18 protein-coding genes are annotated in these 14077 nt (G+C 61.5%); 6 read left to right on the forward strand and 12 right to left on the reverse strand.

What is annotated here, in order from left to right:
* Nucleotides 1-18: 18 nt before the first annotated feature.
* Entirely contained in the window at nt 19-495 is a 477-nt protein-coding gene (locus tag PMI11_RS16255) for an Lrp/AsnC family transcriptional regulator (RefSeq protein ID WP_007818958.1), read from the reverse strand.
* 103 nt (nt 496-598) lie between these two features.
* Between PMI11_RS16255 and PMI11_RS16260 the strand changes: the two genes are divergently transcribed.
* The gene (locus tag PMI11_RS16260) at nt 599-1132 is read left to right on the forward strand and encodes an RBBP9/YdeN family alpha/beta hydrolase (RefSeq protein ID WP_007818960.1); all 534 of its coding nucleotides are present in this window, start codon (nt 599-601) and stop codon (nt 1130-1132) included.
* Between the two features lie 183 nt (nt 1133-1315).
* Here the strand turns inward: PMI11_RS16260 and PMI11_RS16265 are convergent, their stop codons facing one another.
* Nucleotides 1316-2287: a quinone oxidoreductase family protein gene (locus PMI11_RS16265; RefSeq protein ID WP_007818961.1), complete on the reverse strand. Its 972-nt coding sequence runs from the start codon at nt 2285-2287 to the stop codon at nt 1316-1318.
* Between the two features lie 83 nt (nt 2288-2370).
* Here PMI11_RS16265 and PMI11_RS16270 point away from each other — a divergent pair, with 83 nt between their 5' ends.
* Both PMI11_RS16270 and PMI11_RS16275 read left to right on the forward strand, forming a co-directional pair.
* Entirely contained in the window at nt 2371-3231 is an 861-nt protein-coding gene (locus PMI11_RS16270; RefSeq protein ID WP_007818962.1) for a LysR family transcriptional regulator, read from the forward strand.
* 110 nt (nt 3232-3341) lie between these two features.
* Entirely contained in the window at nt 3342-3878 is a 537-nt protein-coding gene (locus PMI11_RS16275; RefSeq protein ID WP_051034591.1) for a DUF2721 domain-containing protein, read from the forward strand.
* A 104-nt stretch (nt 3879-3982) separates the two neighbouring features.
* Here the strand turns inward: PMI11_RS16275 and PMI11_RS38095 are convergent, their stop codons facing one another.
* The 3 genes from PMI11_RS38095 to PMI11_RS16285 all read right to left on the reverse strand — a co-directional run bounded on the left by PMI11_RS38095 (nt 3983) and on the right by PMI11_RS16285 (nt 5994).
* On the reverse strand, nt 3983-4195 hold the full coding sequence (locus PMI11_RS38095) for a hypothetical protein (protein ID WP_007818964.1): 213 nt from the start codon (nt 4193-4195) through the stop codon (nt 3983-3985).
* Nucleotides 4192-4995 carry a DUF2092 domain-containing protein gene (locus PMI11_RS16280; RefSeq protein WP_007818965.1) on the reverse strand — a complete coding sequence of 268 codons (804 nt, stop codon included), beginning with the start codon at nt 4993-4995 and terminating at the stop codon, nt 4192-4194. Before PMI11_RS16280 ends, PMI11_RS38095 begins: the two co-directional genes overlap by 4 nt.
* A 348-nt stretch (nt 4996-5343) precedes the next feature.
* Nucleotides 5344-5994 (reverse strand): TetR/AcrR family transcriptional regulator, encoded by a 651-nt coding sequence (locus tag PMI11_RS16285; RefSeq protein ID WP_007818966.1) that lies wholly within the window; start codon nt 5992-5994, stop codon nt 5344-5346.
* A 108-nt stretch (nt 5995-6102) separates the two neighbouring features.
* On the opposite strand from PMI11_RS16285, the gene PMI11_RS16290 reads away from it, so the two are divergent.
* Nucleotides 6103-6852 (forward strand): SDR family oxidoreductase, encoded by a 750-nt coding sequence (locus PMI11_RS16290; protein WP_037071530.1) that lies wholly within the window; start codon nt 6103-6105, stop codon nt 6850-6852.
* A gap of 32 nt (nt 6853-6884) precedes the next feature.
* Here PMI11_RS16290 and PMI11_RS36010 read toward each other — a convergent pair whose 3' ends face one another.
* On the reverse strand, nt 6885-7193 hold the full coding sequence (locus tag PMI11_RS36010; RefSeq protein WP_007818968.1) for an MliC family protein: 309 nt from the start codon (nt 7191-7193) through the stop codon (nt 6885-6887).
* 164 nt (nt 7194-7357) lie between these two features.
* Here PMI11_RS36010 and PMI11_RS16300 point away from each other — a divergent pair, with 164 nt between their 5' ends.
* On the forward strand, nt 7358-7936 hold the full coding sequence (locus tag PMI11_RS16300) for a hypothetical protein (RefSeq protein ID WP_157179643.1): 579 nt from the start codon (nt 7358-7360) through the stop codon (nt 7934-7936).
* A gap of 360 nt (nt 7937-8296) precedes the next feature.
* Nucleotides 8297-8497 (forward strand): hypothetical protein, encoded by a 201-nt coding sequence (locus tag PMI11_RS16305; RefSeq protein WP_007818970.1) that lies wholly within the window; start codon nt 8297-8299, stop codon nt 8495-8497.
* A 74-nt stretch (nt 8498-8571) separates the two neighbouring features.
* Here PMI11_RS16305 and PMI11_RS16310 read toward each other — a convergent pair whose 3' ends face one another.
* The 6 genes from PMI11_RS16310 to PMI11_RS16335 all read right to left on the reverse strand — a co-directional run bounded on the left by PMI11_RS16310 (nt 8572) and on the right by PMI11_RS16335 (nt 14071).
* On the reverse strand, nt 8572-9513 hold the full coding sequence (locus PMI11_RS16310) for an alpha/beta fold hydrolase (protein WP_348257842.1): 942 nt from the start codon (nt 9511-9513) through the stop codon (nt 8572-8574).
* A 136-nt stretch (nt 9514-9649) separates the two neighbouring features.
* Nucleotides 9650-10354, reverse strand: coding sequence for a cytochrome c3 family protein (locus PMI11_RS16315; RefSeq protein ID WP_085990546.1), 705 nt, complete (start codon nt 10352-10354; stop codon nt 9650-9652).
* The gene (locus tag PMI11_RS16320) at nt 10354-10848 is read right to left on the reverse strand and encodes a nitrate reductase cytochrome c-type subunit (RefSeq protein WP_007818973.1); all 495 of its coding nucleotides are present in this window, start codon (nt 10846-10848) and stop codon (nt 10354-10356) included. The genes PMI11_RS16315 and PMI11_RS16320 overlap by 1 nt, the downstream gene beginning before the upstream one ends.
* Nucleotides 10818-13322, reverse strand: coding sequence for a periplasmic nitrate reductase subunit alpha (gene napA, locus PMI11_RS16325; protein ID WP_007818974.1), 2505 nt, complete (start codon nt 13320-13322; stop codon nt 10818-10820). The genes PMI11_RS16320 and napA overlap by 31 nt, the downstream gene beginning before the upstream one ends.
* Nucleotides 13297-13578: a chaperone NapD gene (locus PMI11_RS16330; protein ID WP_007818976.1), complete on the reverse strand. Its 282-nt coding sequence runs from the start codon at nt 13576-13578 to the stop codon at nt 13297-13299. Before PMI11_RS16330 ends, napA begins: the two co-directional genes overlap by 26 nt.
* Complete coding sequence (locus PMI11_RS16335) at nt 13571-14071, reverse strand: ferredoxin-type protein NapF (protein WP_007818978.1); 501 nt, start codon at nt 14069-14071, stop codon at nt 13571-13573. Before PMI11_RS16335 ends, PMI11_RS16330 begins: the two co-directional genes overlap by 8 nt.
* Between the last annotated feature and the right edge of the window lie 6 nt (nt 14072-14077).

The raw sequence follows: 14077 nt of genomic DNA on the forward strand, positions 1-14077 counted from the left end.
ATCGCGATGACCGCGAAATCAGCCCTTCACGATGAGCTCCCGTCCGATAGGTTTGGAGGGCTCGCTGCGTAAAACGATCGCAGTGTTGACCGAGCCGTAGCGGGCAACGGCATCGACGATGCTTTCCAGCTCTGCCGGCGACGGCACGATGACTTTCAGGTGGAAGCAGTCTTCTCCCGTCAACCTGAGAACCTCAATGACTTCAGGCATTTCCGAAAACTGCTTCAAGCAGGTCTTGATATATTCATGCGTGGTCCGCAGGCGGATAATCGCCATCATTCCAAGCCCTATCGAAGCAGGATCGATGACAGCTTTATAGCCGCTGATGATGCCGCGTTCTTCAAGCCGCTTCAGGCGTTCCGACGCTGCCGGCTGCGAGAGGCCAACTCTTCTTCCAAGTTCGGAAACGCTGATGCGCCCGTCGCCCTGCAAGATTTCGATCATGGAAATGTCGGTTGGATCGAGTTCGGCGCGACTATCGAAATGTTTCACCATTGACTTTGAATCCATCGGTTTGCGGTGAACTTCTCCGATGAATGCCAATTTATCCTCGCTGAGTAAACGGTCATGTTGATGCCATAACCACGAGAGGCGAAGCATGACCGAATTCATTCATCTGCCGGGTATCGGCAATTCCGGCGAGTTCCATTGGCAAAGCCGCTGGGAGAGCGCCGATCCCTCCATCCGCCGTTTCGCCCCTGCAAGCTGGGACGAGCCAGATCTTTCCGACTGGATCGCGGCGCTGGAGCAAGCCGTGCGTGCCGCGCAAACGCCACCCGTTCTCGTGGCTCATAGCCTCGCCTGCCTGCTCGTCGCACATTGGCATGAGGTTTCCGATCTGCCGATCAAGGGGGCAATGCTGGTGGCCGTGCCGGATCCGGCATCTGCGGCTTTTCCCGTGCAGGCGGCAAGCTTCGCAGAGGTACCCCGGAAGCGCTTTCGATTTCCCTCTCTCATCGTGGCAAGCACCGATGATCCCTATGGTTCGTTGCCCTATGTCGAGACGCAGGCAGAGCAATGGGGAAGCGAATTAAAGGTGATCGGTGCGGCGGGCCACATCAACGGCCAAAGCGAACTCGGCGATTGGTCGGAAGGTCTGGCGCTCCTGAGAAACTTCGCAAGCCGCCTATAGCCCGCGTTGCCGGCAAAAAAGACCCCTCCCCAACCCCTCCCCACAGGTGGGAGGGGCTAACCCGGAGGCACCGCCTCGCACCTTCCGCGCCGTCGAATATGGGGAAGCGGCGCGGCAGGTTAAGCCCCCCACCTGTGGGGAGGGGTCTTCACCCTGCCCGCCGAGCACCGCGCCGCCAGTCGATCACGGTAGCAGCAGGATACTCCCGGCCGACCGCCCCGTCTCCATCTCCTCATGCGCTTTTGCCACGTCCGCCAGCCTGTATTCGCCGGCGATCTCGCAGACGATGCCCCGCTCCATGGCGGCGATCGCAGCCTCTGCGGCCTCGCGGTACCGGCCGATATCGGCGCACCAGGCCATGATGCTCGGATGCGAGAGCGACTTGCCGGGCCGAAGCTCTTCCACGGCAACGGGCGGGATGGGGCCGGCCGCCTGGCCGATGGTGATGGCGGTACCGAAGGGGCGCACGGCGCGGATGCTCTTCAACAGCATGTCGCCGCCAATACCGTCATAGGCGACATCGGCGCCGTTCCCGCCGGTCAGCCGCTTGACCTCGGCCACGATATCGGCCCCTCGCCCGACGATCAGGTGATCGGCGCCGTAGGAGGTCGCAAGCGCCGCCTTTTCGGGCGAGCCGACCGTGCCGATGACGGTGGCGCCGAGCGATTTCGCTGAGCGCACGAGAATGCTGCCGAGCCCGCCGGCGGCGGCATGGATCAGCACCGTACTGCCCTGCCCGACATTGGTGACCTTTTTCAGGAGCATATAGGCCGTCATGCCCTTGAGCAGCGAGCTTGCGGCCACTTTTGCCGAGACCGCATCGGGAAGCGCAATCACCCGCTCAGCCGCAATGATGCGGGTCGAGGCATAGGCGCCGGCCGGCGGGCCGGCATAGACGACACGATCCCCCGGTTTGAAGCCGGAGACATCGGCGCCGATCGCTTCGATTACGCCCGCGGCCTCCACGCCGATGACGGCGGGATAGGATGGCAGCGCGTAGATCCCCTTGCGGTGATAGATATCGAGGAAATTGGTGCCGACGGCCTGATGGCGGATCTTGATTTCGTCGGCGCCGGGGGACTCTGACGGCTGATCCTGCAGTCGGAACTGGGTGACGTCGCCGGGGGCATTCAGCAGGACGATCTGGTCGGGCATCGGTCGATTTCCTCGATGGAGCAACTTTGATGCGAGCAAATTAGCCGGTAGCCTCATGTGTGAAAATTCCCTATTGTCGCCCAATGATTGGGAAGGAATTCACACAATTAGACTGGGACGACCTGAGGCATTTCCTGGCGCTGGCCCAGGCGGGAACCTTTCTCGGCGCGGCAAGGCAGATCGGCGTCGAGCACGCGACGATCAGCCGGCGCGTCAGCGCCCTTGAGAAAGGCCTCGGCCGCAAGCTTATCGATCGCCGCGGGCGGCGCATCGTCCTGACCGCCGATGGCGAACAGGTTGCCGGACACGCCGCCCTTGCAGCCCAACAGATGGCTGTTATCGAGCAGCTCGGCCGGGCGAGCGCCACGGAGACGCGCGGCCACGTGCGCATCAGCGCCCCGCCAGCGCTCTCGAGCGTGCTTCTCGCAAAACCCGTCGCCGCCGTCAGGCGAGAATATCCTGGCATAGAGATCACGCTTGTGGGCGAAAAGCGCCTCGCCTCGCTGAACCGCCGGGAGGCGGATATCGCCGTGCGCATGTCACGACCCGAAGATGGCGATTATGCCATCACCAAGGTCGCGGAAATGGCCTTCCACCTCTATGCATCGAAGACCTATCTCGAAAGCGTGCCGGAGGCGCAATGGACCTTCATCGGCTATGACGAGGGCATGAACGCCTCGCCGCAGCAACTGCGCCTTTTCGAACTCGCCGCCGGCCGGCCGATCGCGATCCGCTCCTCCGTTCTGGAGTTTCAGGCAGCCGCCGCAAGGCTCGGCGGCGGCGTCGTGCTGTTGCCGGATTTCGCGGCGCAGGGCATCACAGGGCTGGAGCGTATCGAGGATGAAGATCCTCTGACGCGGGAGGTGTGGCTGGTGGTCCACGCCGAGATCAGGGACGTGCCCGCCATCAGGGTGGTGATGGAGGCTCTGAAGGGCGCCTTTTGAGTGTTGCGATGCCGATGGATTTGCCAGGGCACCCGGGTGATCCTCACAGCGCTCCACACGCGACCGAAAAAATGATAGTACCTTGGCTTGGAGGAGCCGAATGAAACGCGGTGATCGACATCCGCACCGCCCCAAACCTCTTCCGACTTAGGCAATCGCCAGCCTGGCAAATCATCGCATCAGCAGCGCATCAAGGCCCACAGAAGGACTTGCAAATGCTAGATTTTGTCCCTGACACGGAACGGTTGTCCAAAATCTTTTCGCAAGCGATCGCTCCTGCATTTTTCCTTGGCTCGGTTGCCGGCTTTGTTTCGTTGATGGCTTCGCGGTTGTCGGCTGTCATGGAACGTGCACGAAATCTGAACGCAATAGCCGACGATGACGCGCGCGCGCCCCTGAAAACGGATCTCGATCGCTTGAGGCGTCGTGCTCGCCTCTTGAACAGTGGCATCCTCGCGGCTCTGCGCGGGGGCCTCTGTGCCACTCTGCTTCTGGTAATATTGTTTGTGACCGAGTTCGTGGGTCTAAAATACGCTTATGGCGCTGGCCTGGTTTTCGTCATAGCTACATTCTTCCTTGGATTTGCGCTGTTCCGCTTTGCCCAGGAAGCGCGCATCGGTCTATCTGAGTTTGATGAGCACCAATAATCGATAGAGCCCCGGCTTGCCTCCACGCACCGGATGAGCATGCCAATGAGAGCTGCAACACCACCGGGCGTGCCTTGCGACGCGCTACACCGCTGCGCAAGGCGCTAACAGTAGTAGACTCCAGCCGCGCAGCGCCGCACCGAGCGCCGCGCCACTCCGGCTACGCTGACCGGTGTAGCCGGGCGCCCGATTCTCGCCTCGGCCGGCGAGATGAGGCCGTACGAACTCGGGGGTGAGAATTGCTCGGCCGCTTCCAATCCCAGAAATCCGACGCTGCAAACAAGCAGCGCAATTTTCAGTTTCCTCGATACGGTCATTGCGCGCCTCCTTTGGCAAGGTGATCAGGCAACTCATCGGTATCGGTAAGCGCCCTCACATCGACTTTCTTCGCACCGCCTTCGTTCTTGAAGCCGAAATCGTCTGCCGCAACTTCGCTGCCGGCCTTCCAGTCCCTGACCTGGACGCTGTACTGCGGCGCCTGATCGACCTCCTTGGAGGTGATAACATATCGACACGGATAGGGGCGATCGCCTTGCGCGATCCATATCTGCCAGTCGACGTCTTTGTTGCGAAACGCCAGATGGTCGCATTCGGCGCCACCGATTACTCCGCTGCCAAGATCCTTCACGTCGACCACGTCAGCCATCAGAGCGTCGTAGACAGTCGACGAGAGCAAATCGGCGCCGGGGACCGGTCTGCGGTACTTGTTCCGCAGCTCGTCGATGAGATTATCCAGCGTACCGGGCGCTTCGACCTCCGTGAAAAGGTTGGTATCCTTGCGAACCACCGTCAGCGTTTTTCCGTTGAAGATCATTTCGATGCTCGCGAACCCACCTTCCCGCGTCGCGCGAAGCTTGTCGGGCCGCTTGAGTGCGACGGTCCCGGTGCTGGCAAGCAGTAGCTTCTGATGGTCGGCGGTAACGAATTCGAGGTTCGTATCGTAGCCGAACGAGATGGACTGCTGCGCCGTCAAGTAATCAGACATCGCCTTGAGCAACTGCCTGGCGTCCGCTTCGTCGGCGCTCGCGCCGGTGGGTGTTGCGAGACCGACCATCAAGCCCACTGCTGCGGCACGCAGCGCAGCAACCGAGCCACGGGTCACATCCGTAGATTTCATCTTGGGAACCCTCCATTCCTCCTTGCTGTGCCCGCCTCACACCCTGACGCAAAGGTCGCGGGGGCACACAAGGCAACAGCGTAACAAGTGTAAATGCGGTGGGCTCTGATGACACGTAAATAACAGTATTTTACAACGTGGTTTAGCGCAGTCCTTTACGGCGAGGTCTGCCAGGTTGCCTATGCCCAATCGAATCCGGCAGAGCCAAGCCGCATCAGACCTCTAGGGGCGGAAGGCCGGCATCCGTACCGGGCGCAGCGTCAACGCTCATCTCCACTCTTGGGGTCTCGGGAACGTCGGAACTAGCATCCGCTTCTGGCGGTTTGCCGGCGACGACTGTGCTCGCCTCTATCCAGCGTCTTTTCCGCTACCCCGCTCCGCTGCGAGGAGATAGGAGCGAAACATGACCGTGACCTGCCTTTCGGCTTCGATACCGTCGGCCGGGCTCAACACCTTGTGGCAGAAGGCCGGCACCGTTCCGTAGAGCGCGGCGGTCAATGTGTGGGCGACCAGGCCCGGATCGGCGAGATGGCCGTCGCTCGCGGCGGAAAGTGCTGCCGCGATTGCCTGTGCATTTCGCCTGACTGCAGCCTCGATCAGCGCACGAGCATCGAGTTCCATGGCGATGCGGTAAAGAGCGGGAGAGATTTCTGCCTGCGCCATCTTCGCGTGAAGATAGGCCTTCACCACCGCCTCGGCTATAGTTTCCAGCGCAGCGCCCCGGACCTTGTCGCATGCTTCCTCGATGACATCGGCCAGGATTGCGAGATGCTGCTCCATCACCGCAAAGAGCAAGGCCTGCTTGTTCGGGAAATACTGGTAGAGCGTCCCGACCGAAACGCCTGCCCGGCGCGCCACCCGCGTGGTCGTCAGGCGCAGCAGCCCGTCGCTCGACAAAACCTGAACAGTTGCCTCGAAAATCGCGTCCACGGTGGCGACGGATCGGCCCTGACGCGGTGATCTCCGGGGGGTTAGCGGTGGCAGAGAGCCGTTTCCCATAAGCGAATCCAAGATCTGAGCGATGCTTCATATATAATTTCCGGCCCCGCAACTCCAGCAATCATGCATGTCAAGTCGGGGTCGTTCAGAGACGAATTGGAGACGAATGTGGGTAAATTGGACGGAAAGATCGCTGTCATCACCGGCGGCAACTCCGGAATGGGGCTGGCGACAGCCAGGCTCTTCGCACGCGAAGGCGCAAAGGTCGTCATTACCGGCCGCGATCAGGCGACGCTCGAAGCTGCGGCGCAAAGCATCGGAAACGGCGTCGACGCCATCCGCAGCGATATTTCCAGGATGGCGGACATCGAAGCGCTTCACGACCATGTCGGAAGAAAACATGGCCGCGTCGATATCGTCTTTGCGAATGCCGGCGGCGCGCGGCCTGGCATGTTCGAACATATGTCGGAAGAAGAATTCGATTTCACGGTCGCCAACACCTTCAAGGGGACCTACTTCACCGTGCAGAAGCTCTTGCCGCTCATGCGTTCCGGCGGCTCTATAATCCTCAATACCTCGACCCTGACGACACAGGGCCGTCCCTATGTCAGCGTCTATTCGGCCGGCAAAGCGGCCATTCGCTCGCTGGCGCGTTCGCTCACTGCGGAACTGACCGACAGAGGAATTCGCGTGAATGCCATGGCTCCCGGCTACATCGATACCGATCAGGCACGCAAATCGGGCGTGAGCGAGGAGATGATCGAGCAGACGAAGGCGCAGGTGCACGCACAGATTCCGATGCACCGCAGCGGCACGGTCGACGAGATCGCGAAAGCCGTCCTGTTTCTCGCTTCCGATGACTCCGCCTACATCACCGGCAGCGAATTATGTGTCGATGGTGGCTGGGCCCAGATCTGACAGCCGGTGCCGGCGCTCTTTGCGAGCGCCGGTTACTGCACATGGCAGCTTGTCGACCGGCCCGGCGCTTCCAGTTGCGCATCGTTGCCCTTGATCCAGAACAGCACGCTCCCATCGGTGTAACGCGCGCCCGAACCGGACAGGCCCTGCGGCAGGCGGAAGCTTTGCCCGTCCGTGGTGAGCAGCACCTCGTTGCTCGCAGTCAGAAAACTTGCAGTGACACCCTTGCCGTCGTCGCAGCGATAGATCACGCCCGTCTTGTCCTCCGCGAATGCCGGAGTGAGGCTCATCAAGAACACCGCACCTGCCAATGCCGGCATACCATTCTTCGTTCTGCTCATGCCCGTCTCCCTCGGTTGGAACGTGTGTGACGCTACCAGCAGATGACGGCCGTGGCTTTGCCGTCCGTTCCAGCAAGCCCTGCCGACCCAATGGCGCATTGCCACCTCATTGCAGATTTCATACGCTGAGCGGATGTTTTAGTCGCGGGTTCACGTTAAGGCATGTGTCGATCAATGTTTTACAGGCAGCGTTTGACATTAAGAGAAAGCGTTTGAGCGTGCGACCCTATACCCTGATCTCGTGGTCCGTCGTTTCCTTCCTTATGATTGTCATTCTGGCCTCGCTGCCCAAGACCATCGGACGTCAATGGACCTCGCTATTGCCGTCAGAATACAAGATCAATCAGCGGCAGGCCTACGGTTCGAAGCAACTGCCGAATGGTGCCGGAACGTGCGGAGCAGTGATCTATCAATTGTCTCGGGCGCAAACCCAGGACATCCGACGCAATGGCGTCGCAGCACTTCCGGCTGGTTTGCAGGGGCCTGATGGATTGAAGTATGGGGATTGGGCAAATACGCCAGTGCCCGAAGACATTTTCGAGCGATATGTCTTGAATACCGCCCATCCTCCGGTTGGACTGAATTGCAGCCATGGCTCCTGGGAAAAGGAGTGGCGCGCCAGCGCGCAGAAGGCGGGCAACTACTATTCGACCAATGGCAAGGCCCTGATCCTGTTGCAGGCCTCGGAATTGCAAGACAATCCGGACTATCTGGCAGCGGTGGGATATTTCTATAATCCCTAGAGCCATCGCCTGGCATGCGAGCTGAACTGGCATCCTGTGGCGATATCGATGCACCGCCGGAAGGCCTCCGCATCGCGACAGGCTCGTCGCCGTCAAAGCTCCGATGCCGCGCTATCAGGCCCTGCGACCTGGCCCGGAGGCCGGGATCGACGGTTATTCTGCGTGAGCGATGACGAAAAATCACATCGGCTGTCGAATTCCCGCCTGCCCGCGCGTCATCAAGGCAGACAGGCCAAGGAGAACAGCCATGACGATGACCGCCTTTGAACGGTTTCGACCCTTACCTTGTTTTTGCCACCACCTTGACATGTGTTCTTTACAAATAACGCCTACCATAGGTTCGGATATGGAGGACAGGCGATGAATGAGATGACCGCATCGGATATGCTGAGGGACCCGCTGATCCGTCAGATACTGCGCGCCGACAGGATCAGCCTTGCCTCTTTCGCCACCCTGCTCGATGCTGCCAGCCGGCAGCAGGCCCGCCGTGGCGGCGAAAGCGTTCCTCCCCAGCCTGTGGCTCAGGAGGCCTGGGGCAGCGAGGCTCTTTCCTCCCCTTGACATCCCCATGCCCGATCAGGGCAGACAGTTTGGGCTCGCCTTAGCCAGGCGGCTCTTTTTTGCGCCCCTCTGAGCTAGGCCACCGCAATTATCGGCTGGCCACCCTCCCCGGTTTCGGCCGGTGCTAGGACCGGAATGACTTTGCCTGAAAGCTCGCCCGGCGTCTTCTTCACAAGATCGCCCAGCATCGTAAGCGCCAGATCCGGCGCAACGTGGTGCGGCATGTGGCCGACGCCATCAAGCAGTTCGACGGTGAGGGCCGGATGCCTCTCATGGAGCCAGTCAAGATGCCAGCCGGGCTCAATGATCCGGTCTTCGCGCCCGAAGAGAACGGAGACCGGCAGATCGGCCGGCAGGCTTTCGGGCGGCTGCATGTCGCCGTTGAAGGCCCAGAGTTCCTCGGCCATGGTGGCGATCGACGCGGCATTGACCACATGCATGGCCGGCAGGGTGAGAAGCTCTGCCGTCACGGGATTGGGATAGGACGAGGCGCGCAGGCCGCGCCCGAGGAAATAGGACGACCAGCGGGCAATCACATGCTGGCGGATGACGGGGCCGACGAATGGCGCAACGGCGCTGCGCAGCACGATGAACGGCTTGAACGGAACGGGCCGGCAGCAGGGCGAGATGAGAAACAGCCCCTTCAGGAGATCCGGCCGGCGGACGGCCAGACGCAATGCTGGCGCACAACCGATCGAATGGGCGGCCAGCACGACCTTGTCCAGCTCCAGCGCCCCGAAGAAGCGCTCCAGCCAGAAGGACTGGCCACGCGGGCCGCGCTCACCGGCAGGCAGTGCCTGGCTGAACCCGTAACCCGGCCTGTCGGGCGCGATGATGTGGAGCCCGCTGCCTGCAAACGGCATCATCACCTCCTCGGCGATACTGCCGCAGCCGTGCAGCATCACGACGGGATCTCCACCCGCGCTTCCGCTCTCGAGCATGTGGATCTGCTCGCGGCCGGTTTCGATGATTTTGCCAGGCTGCGGGGAAACGGCCTGCGGAGGGAGAGGCTGCACGTGCATCATGATCGCCCAAACGCGAAGATGCGGAAAACGTTCCCCTCGCGCTCCGAAAATCGGTCCGCTTTCAGACGGTTAGGGCAGCGGACCGCGCATGCCCTGCCCTCAGGAATTCCGGCGAATGCGCCAGCCGTCAGTCCGGGACGGCCGACACACCGGTCGTGCCGAGATATGCCGCGAGCATGGCCCGGTCATGCCATCCAAGATCGGCCGTCTTGCCCATCAGCTCCGCCGGCACCTTCCAGCCCGGATCGACGCCTTCCATATTGGGAAGCTCATGGGCGATGCCCTTGTGGCAATCGATGCAGGTCGCCTTGCCCGGCAGCAGGTATCGCGTGTGGATCTCGGCGGCGCGCACGGTCTGTTTCGTCAGGTCCATGGCGCCCATCGAGTGGCAGTTACGGCATTCCAGGCTGTCATTGGCCTTCAGCCGCGCCCATTCGTGCTGGGCGAGTTCCAGCCGCTTGTCGAGGAATTTCTCGCGCGTATTGATCGTCCCGAATATCTTGCCCCAGACTTCCTTCGACGCCTGCATCTTGCGGGCGATCTTGTCTGTCCATTTGTGCGGTACATGGCAGTCCGGGCATGTGGCGCGAACGCCCGAGCGGTTGGAGAAGTGAACCGTGCGGCTCAGCTCCTCGTAAACGTTCGTTTTCATTTCATGGCAGCCGGTGCAGAAGGCCTCGGTATTGGTCACCTCGAGCGCGGTGTTGAACGCGCCCCAGAACATGACGCCGCCGACGAAGCCGCCAAGCGTCAGGAAACCCAGGCTAAGTGTAACGGCCGGCGTGCTCAGCAAGCGCCAGCACCAGAGAATTATCGCCTTTATCCAGCCGATCATTGCTCGCTTCCCGCAGGCTTGAAGCCCAGCTCGCTCATATCCTTGAAGGTGTTCGGCACCAGAGGCTTCGCATCCGCCTGCGGCACGTGGCAGGCGGTGCAGAAATATCGCCGCGGCGAAACGTCGGCCAGCATCTGCCCCTCGCGGGTCATGAAGTGCGTCACGCTGATCATCGGCGCACCGGAGCCTTCCGTCAGCTCGCGCCGATGGCAGGAAAGACAGCGATTGGCATTCACCGTCAGCTGGTAGCCCTCGATCGAATGCGGAATGATCGGAGGCTGATCCGGATAATTCCGCATCTTTCTCATGTCATCGACGACCCATTTGGGAACCGGCTTCGCCTCCTTGCTCTCCATCGGGTTGTCGTTGCCCGACAACGAGGGCACCATCTGCGCCAGGGTGACGGTGCCGGTGAGCATCAGAAGGGCGACGGCCGCGATCGCCCAGACGCGCCTTGATATTAGGCGACGGGAAGAATCTTGACTGCGCATTTTTTGAAATCCGCTTGCTTGGAGATGGGGTCGGTGGCGTCGAGCGTGACCTTGTTGATCAACTGGCTGGCGTCGAACCACGGGACGAAGATCACGCCATGCGGCATTCGATTGCGCCCGCGAATTTCCACGCGGCTGATGATCTCGCCGCGCCGCGACTGGATGCGCACCTCCGCACCCTGGTTGATGCCCATTTTCCTGGCGTCGTCGCCGTTCATGAAACAGCGCGCGCCGGGAAACGCCCTGTAAAGTTCGGGAACACGCATCGTCATCGAGCCCGAATGCCAGTGTTCGAGAACACGGCCCGTCACGAGCCAGAAATTGAACTCGTCATCAGGCGACTCGGCGGGCGGCTCGTAAGGCACAGCCAGGATGACCGCGCGGCCGTCCTTCTGCCCGTAGAATTTCAGCCCCTCACCCGGCTTGACGTAGGGGTCGTAGCCTTCGCGGTAGCGCCAGCGCGTCTCCTTGCCGTCGACGACGGGCCAGCGCATGCCGCGAACCTGATGATACATGTCGTAGGGCGCGAGATCGTGTCCATGCCCGCGGCCGAACTCCGCATATTCCTCAAACAGCCCCTTCTGGATGTAAAAGCCAAAGGCCTTGGCCTCCCGGTTTTCGTATTCGGGCGACACTTCCGACAGGGGAAATTCGTCCACCTTTCCGTTCTGGTAGAGCACCTGGTAGAGCGTCTTCCCCTTGTAATCAGGGTTCTTGTCGAGGATCTCGGCGGGCCAGACCTCGTCGGTGGTGAAGCGCTTGGAGAATTCCACCAGCTGCCAGAGGTCGGAGCGAGCCTCGCCGGGCGCGTTGACCAGCTGGTGCCAGACATGCGTGCGCCGTTCGGCATTGCCGTAGGCGCCCTCCTTCTCCACCCACATTGCCGCCGGCAGCACCAGATCGGCGCTCATGGCAGTGACGGTCGGATAGGCGTCCGAGACGACGATGAAATTGTCCGGGTTGCGATATCCCTTGTAGGTCTCGTTGCTGGTATTCGGGGCGGCCTGGACGTTGTTGTTGACCTGCACCCAGTAGAAATTCAGCTTCCCGTCATGCAGCATGCGGTCCTGCTCGACGGCGTGATAACCGGGCTTCTCCGGAATCAGCCCGTCCGGCACCTTCCATATTTCCTCGGCATGCTTGCGATGCTCCGGATTGGTGACGACCATGTCGGCCGGCAGCCGGTGGGCGAAAGTGCCGACCTCGCGGGCCGTACCGCAGGCGGACGGCTGTCCCGTCAGCGAAAACGGACTGTTCCCCGGCTCGGAAATCTTGCCCGTCAGCAGATGCAGGTTATAGACCATCTGGTTGGCCCACACGCCGCGCACATGCTGGTTGAAGCCCATGGTCCACAGCGACATGACCTTGGTCTTGGGATCGGCGTAGAGTTCCGCAAGCTGTTCCAGGAAGGCGCTGTCGACGCCCGAAAGTTCGACCGCCTTCTCGAGCGTATATTCGGAGACCATCTCCTTGAAGGCCTCGAAGTCGATCGGCTCCATCTTGGCGGCGTCGGCCACGCCCTTGGCCTTCAATTCGAGCGGGTTGTCGGGACGCAGGCCGTAGCCGATGTCGGTCGTGCCCTTCATGAACTTCGTATGCTTGTCGACGAAGTCCTGGTTGACGCGGCCGGTCTTGATGATGTGGTTGGCGATGTAATTCAGGATCGCGAGGTCCGAACCCGGCTTGAAGATCAGCGGTATGTCGGCAAGGTCCATGCTGCGATGCGTGAAGGTAGAGAGCACCGCGACCTTCACATGCTCATGCCCGAGCCGCCTGTCGGCGACGCGCGTCCAGAGGATCGGATGCATCTCGGCCATGTTCGAACCCCAGAGCACGAAAGCGTCCGCGTTCTCGAAATCGTCATAGCATCCCATCGGCTCGTCCATGCCGAAGGTGCGCATGAAGGCCACCGCCGCCGAAGCCATGCAGTGGCGCGCATTGGGATCGAGATTGTTGGAGCGGAAGCCCGCCCGCATCAGCTTGGTCGCGGCGTAGCCTTCGAAGATGGTCCACTGGCCGGAGCCGAACATGCCGAGCGCCGTCGGCCCCTTTTCCTTCAGCACGCGCTTGGCCTGCGCCGCCATCACGTCGAAGGCCTCCTCCCAGGTGACGGGTTCGAACTCGCCGTCCTTGGCGTAAACGCCGTCCCGCTTGCGCAGGAGCGGGCTCGTCAGCCTGTCCTTGCCGTACATGATCTTGGAGAGGAAGTAGCCCTTGACGCAGTTGAGGCCGCGATTGACCTCGGCCTCCATGTCGCCATGGGTCGCGACGACCTGGTTCTCCTTCACGCCCACCATGACGCCGCAGCCGGTGCCGCAGAAGCGGCAAGGCGCTTTCGACCATTTGATCTCCAGTGCCGCCACTCCGCCAGGCACCGACTGTGCCGAGGCGGGCGCGGCAAGGCCTGCGGTCGCAGCGGCGATTGCCGCCGCCTGCGCCTTCAGGAGATCACGCCGCGTGAGTTCGGTCGTCATCGATCGTCTCCTCTATTTCCAATGCCTGTTCGAAAACCATGTGGGCGGCGAGCACGCCGTCCATCCCCGAGATGCCGATGAGCGTTTCCCCGAGCACGCCGGAATGCGGCCCCTCGATCACGACGACGATCTTGCCCGGTCCCATCGCGTGAACCTCGACCCCTTCGATCACAGCGAGACGCGCCGCGACATCTTCGGTCAGTTCCGGGCGCGTGATGACGACGGCACTGGAGACGTGATGCCGGCTGTTAGACATGAGCAGCCTCCGGATGATGGGGCTTCATCGTGATTGCATCGGCCGGGCAGACCGAAATGCAGGCGCCGCATCCCGTACATGCCGCCGCATCGAGTTCGGGAACGAACGGTCCGCCGAGCCGCGGCCGAAACCGGATCGCGCCGGCCGGACAACAATCGCGGCAGGCCTGACAGTCGACGTAATTATTGGCCAGGCACCCGTCGCCAATTGCCGCATAATGGGCAAAGCCGCCTGCGGCACCGGCCGGAAAGACGCTCTCGGGACATCGCTCCGCGCACTTGCCGCAAAAGGTGCATTCTCCCTGCCGAAAATCCACGGCCGGAATGCCCGAACGGATCGAAATGATCTTCGTGGGACAGGAATCGACGCAGGCGCCGCAGCCCGAACAGTTTTGAACGGATGTCTCACTCGCTCCGGGAGGCAAGATCCTATCCAGATCCTCCGGGGACCTGCCGGTCAGAAAGCCACGTCGGGTGCGCGTTGCGAGAACCATGAACCG

Source organism: Rhizobium sp. CF142 (assembly GCF_000281145.1).
Taxonomy (GTDB): Bacteria; Pseudomonadota; Alphaproteobacteria; order Rhizobiales; family Rhizobiaceae; genus Rhizobium.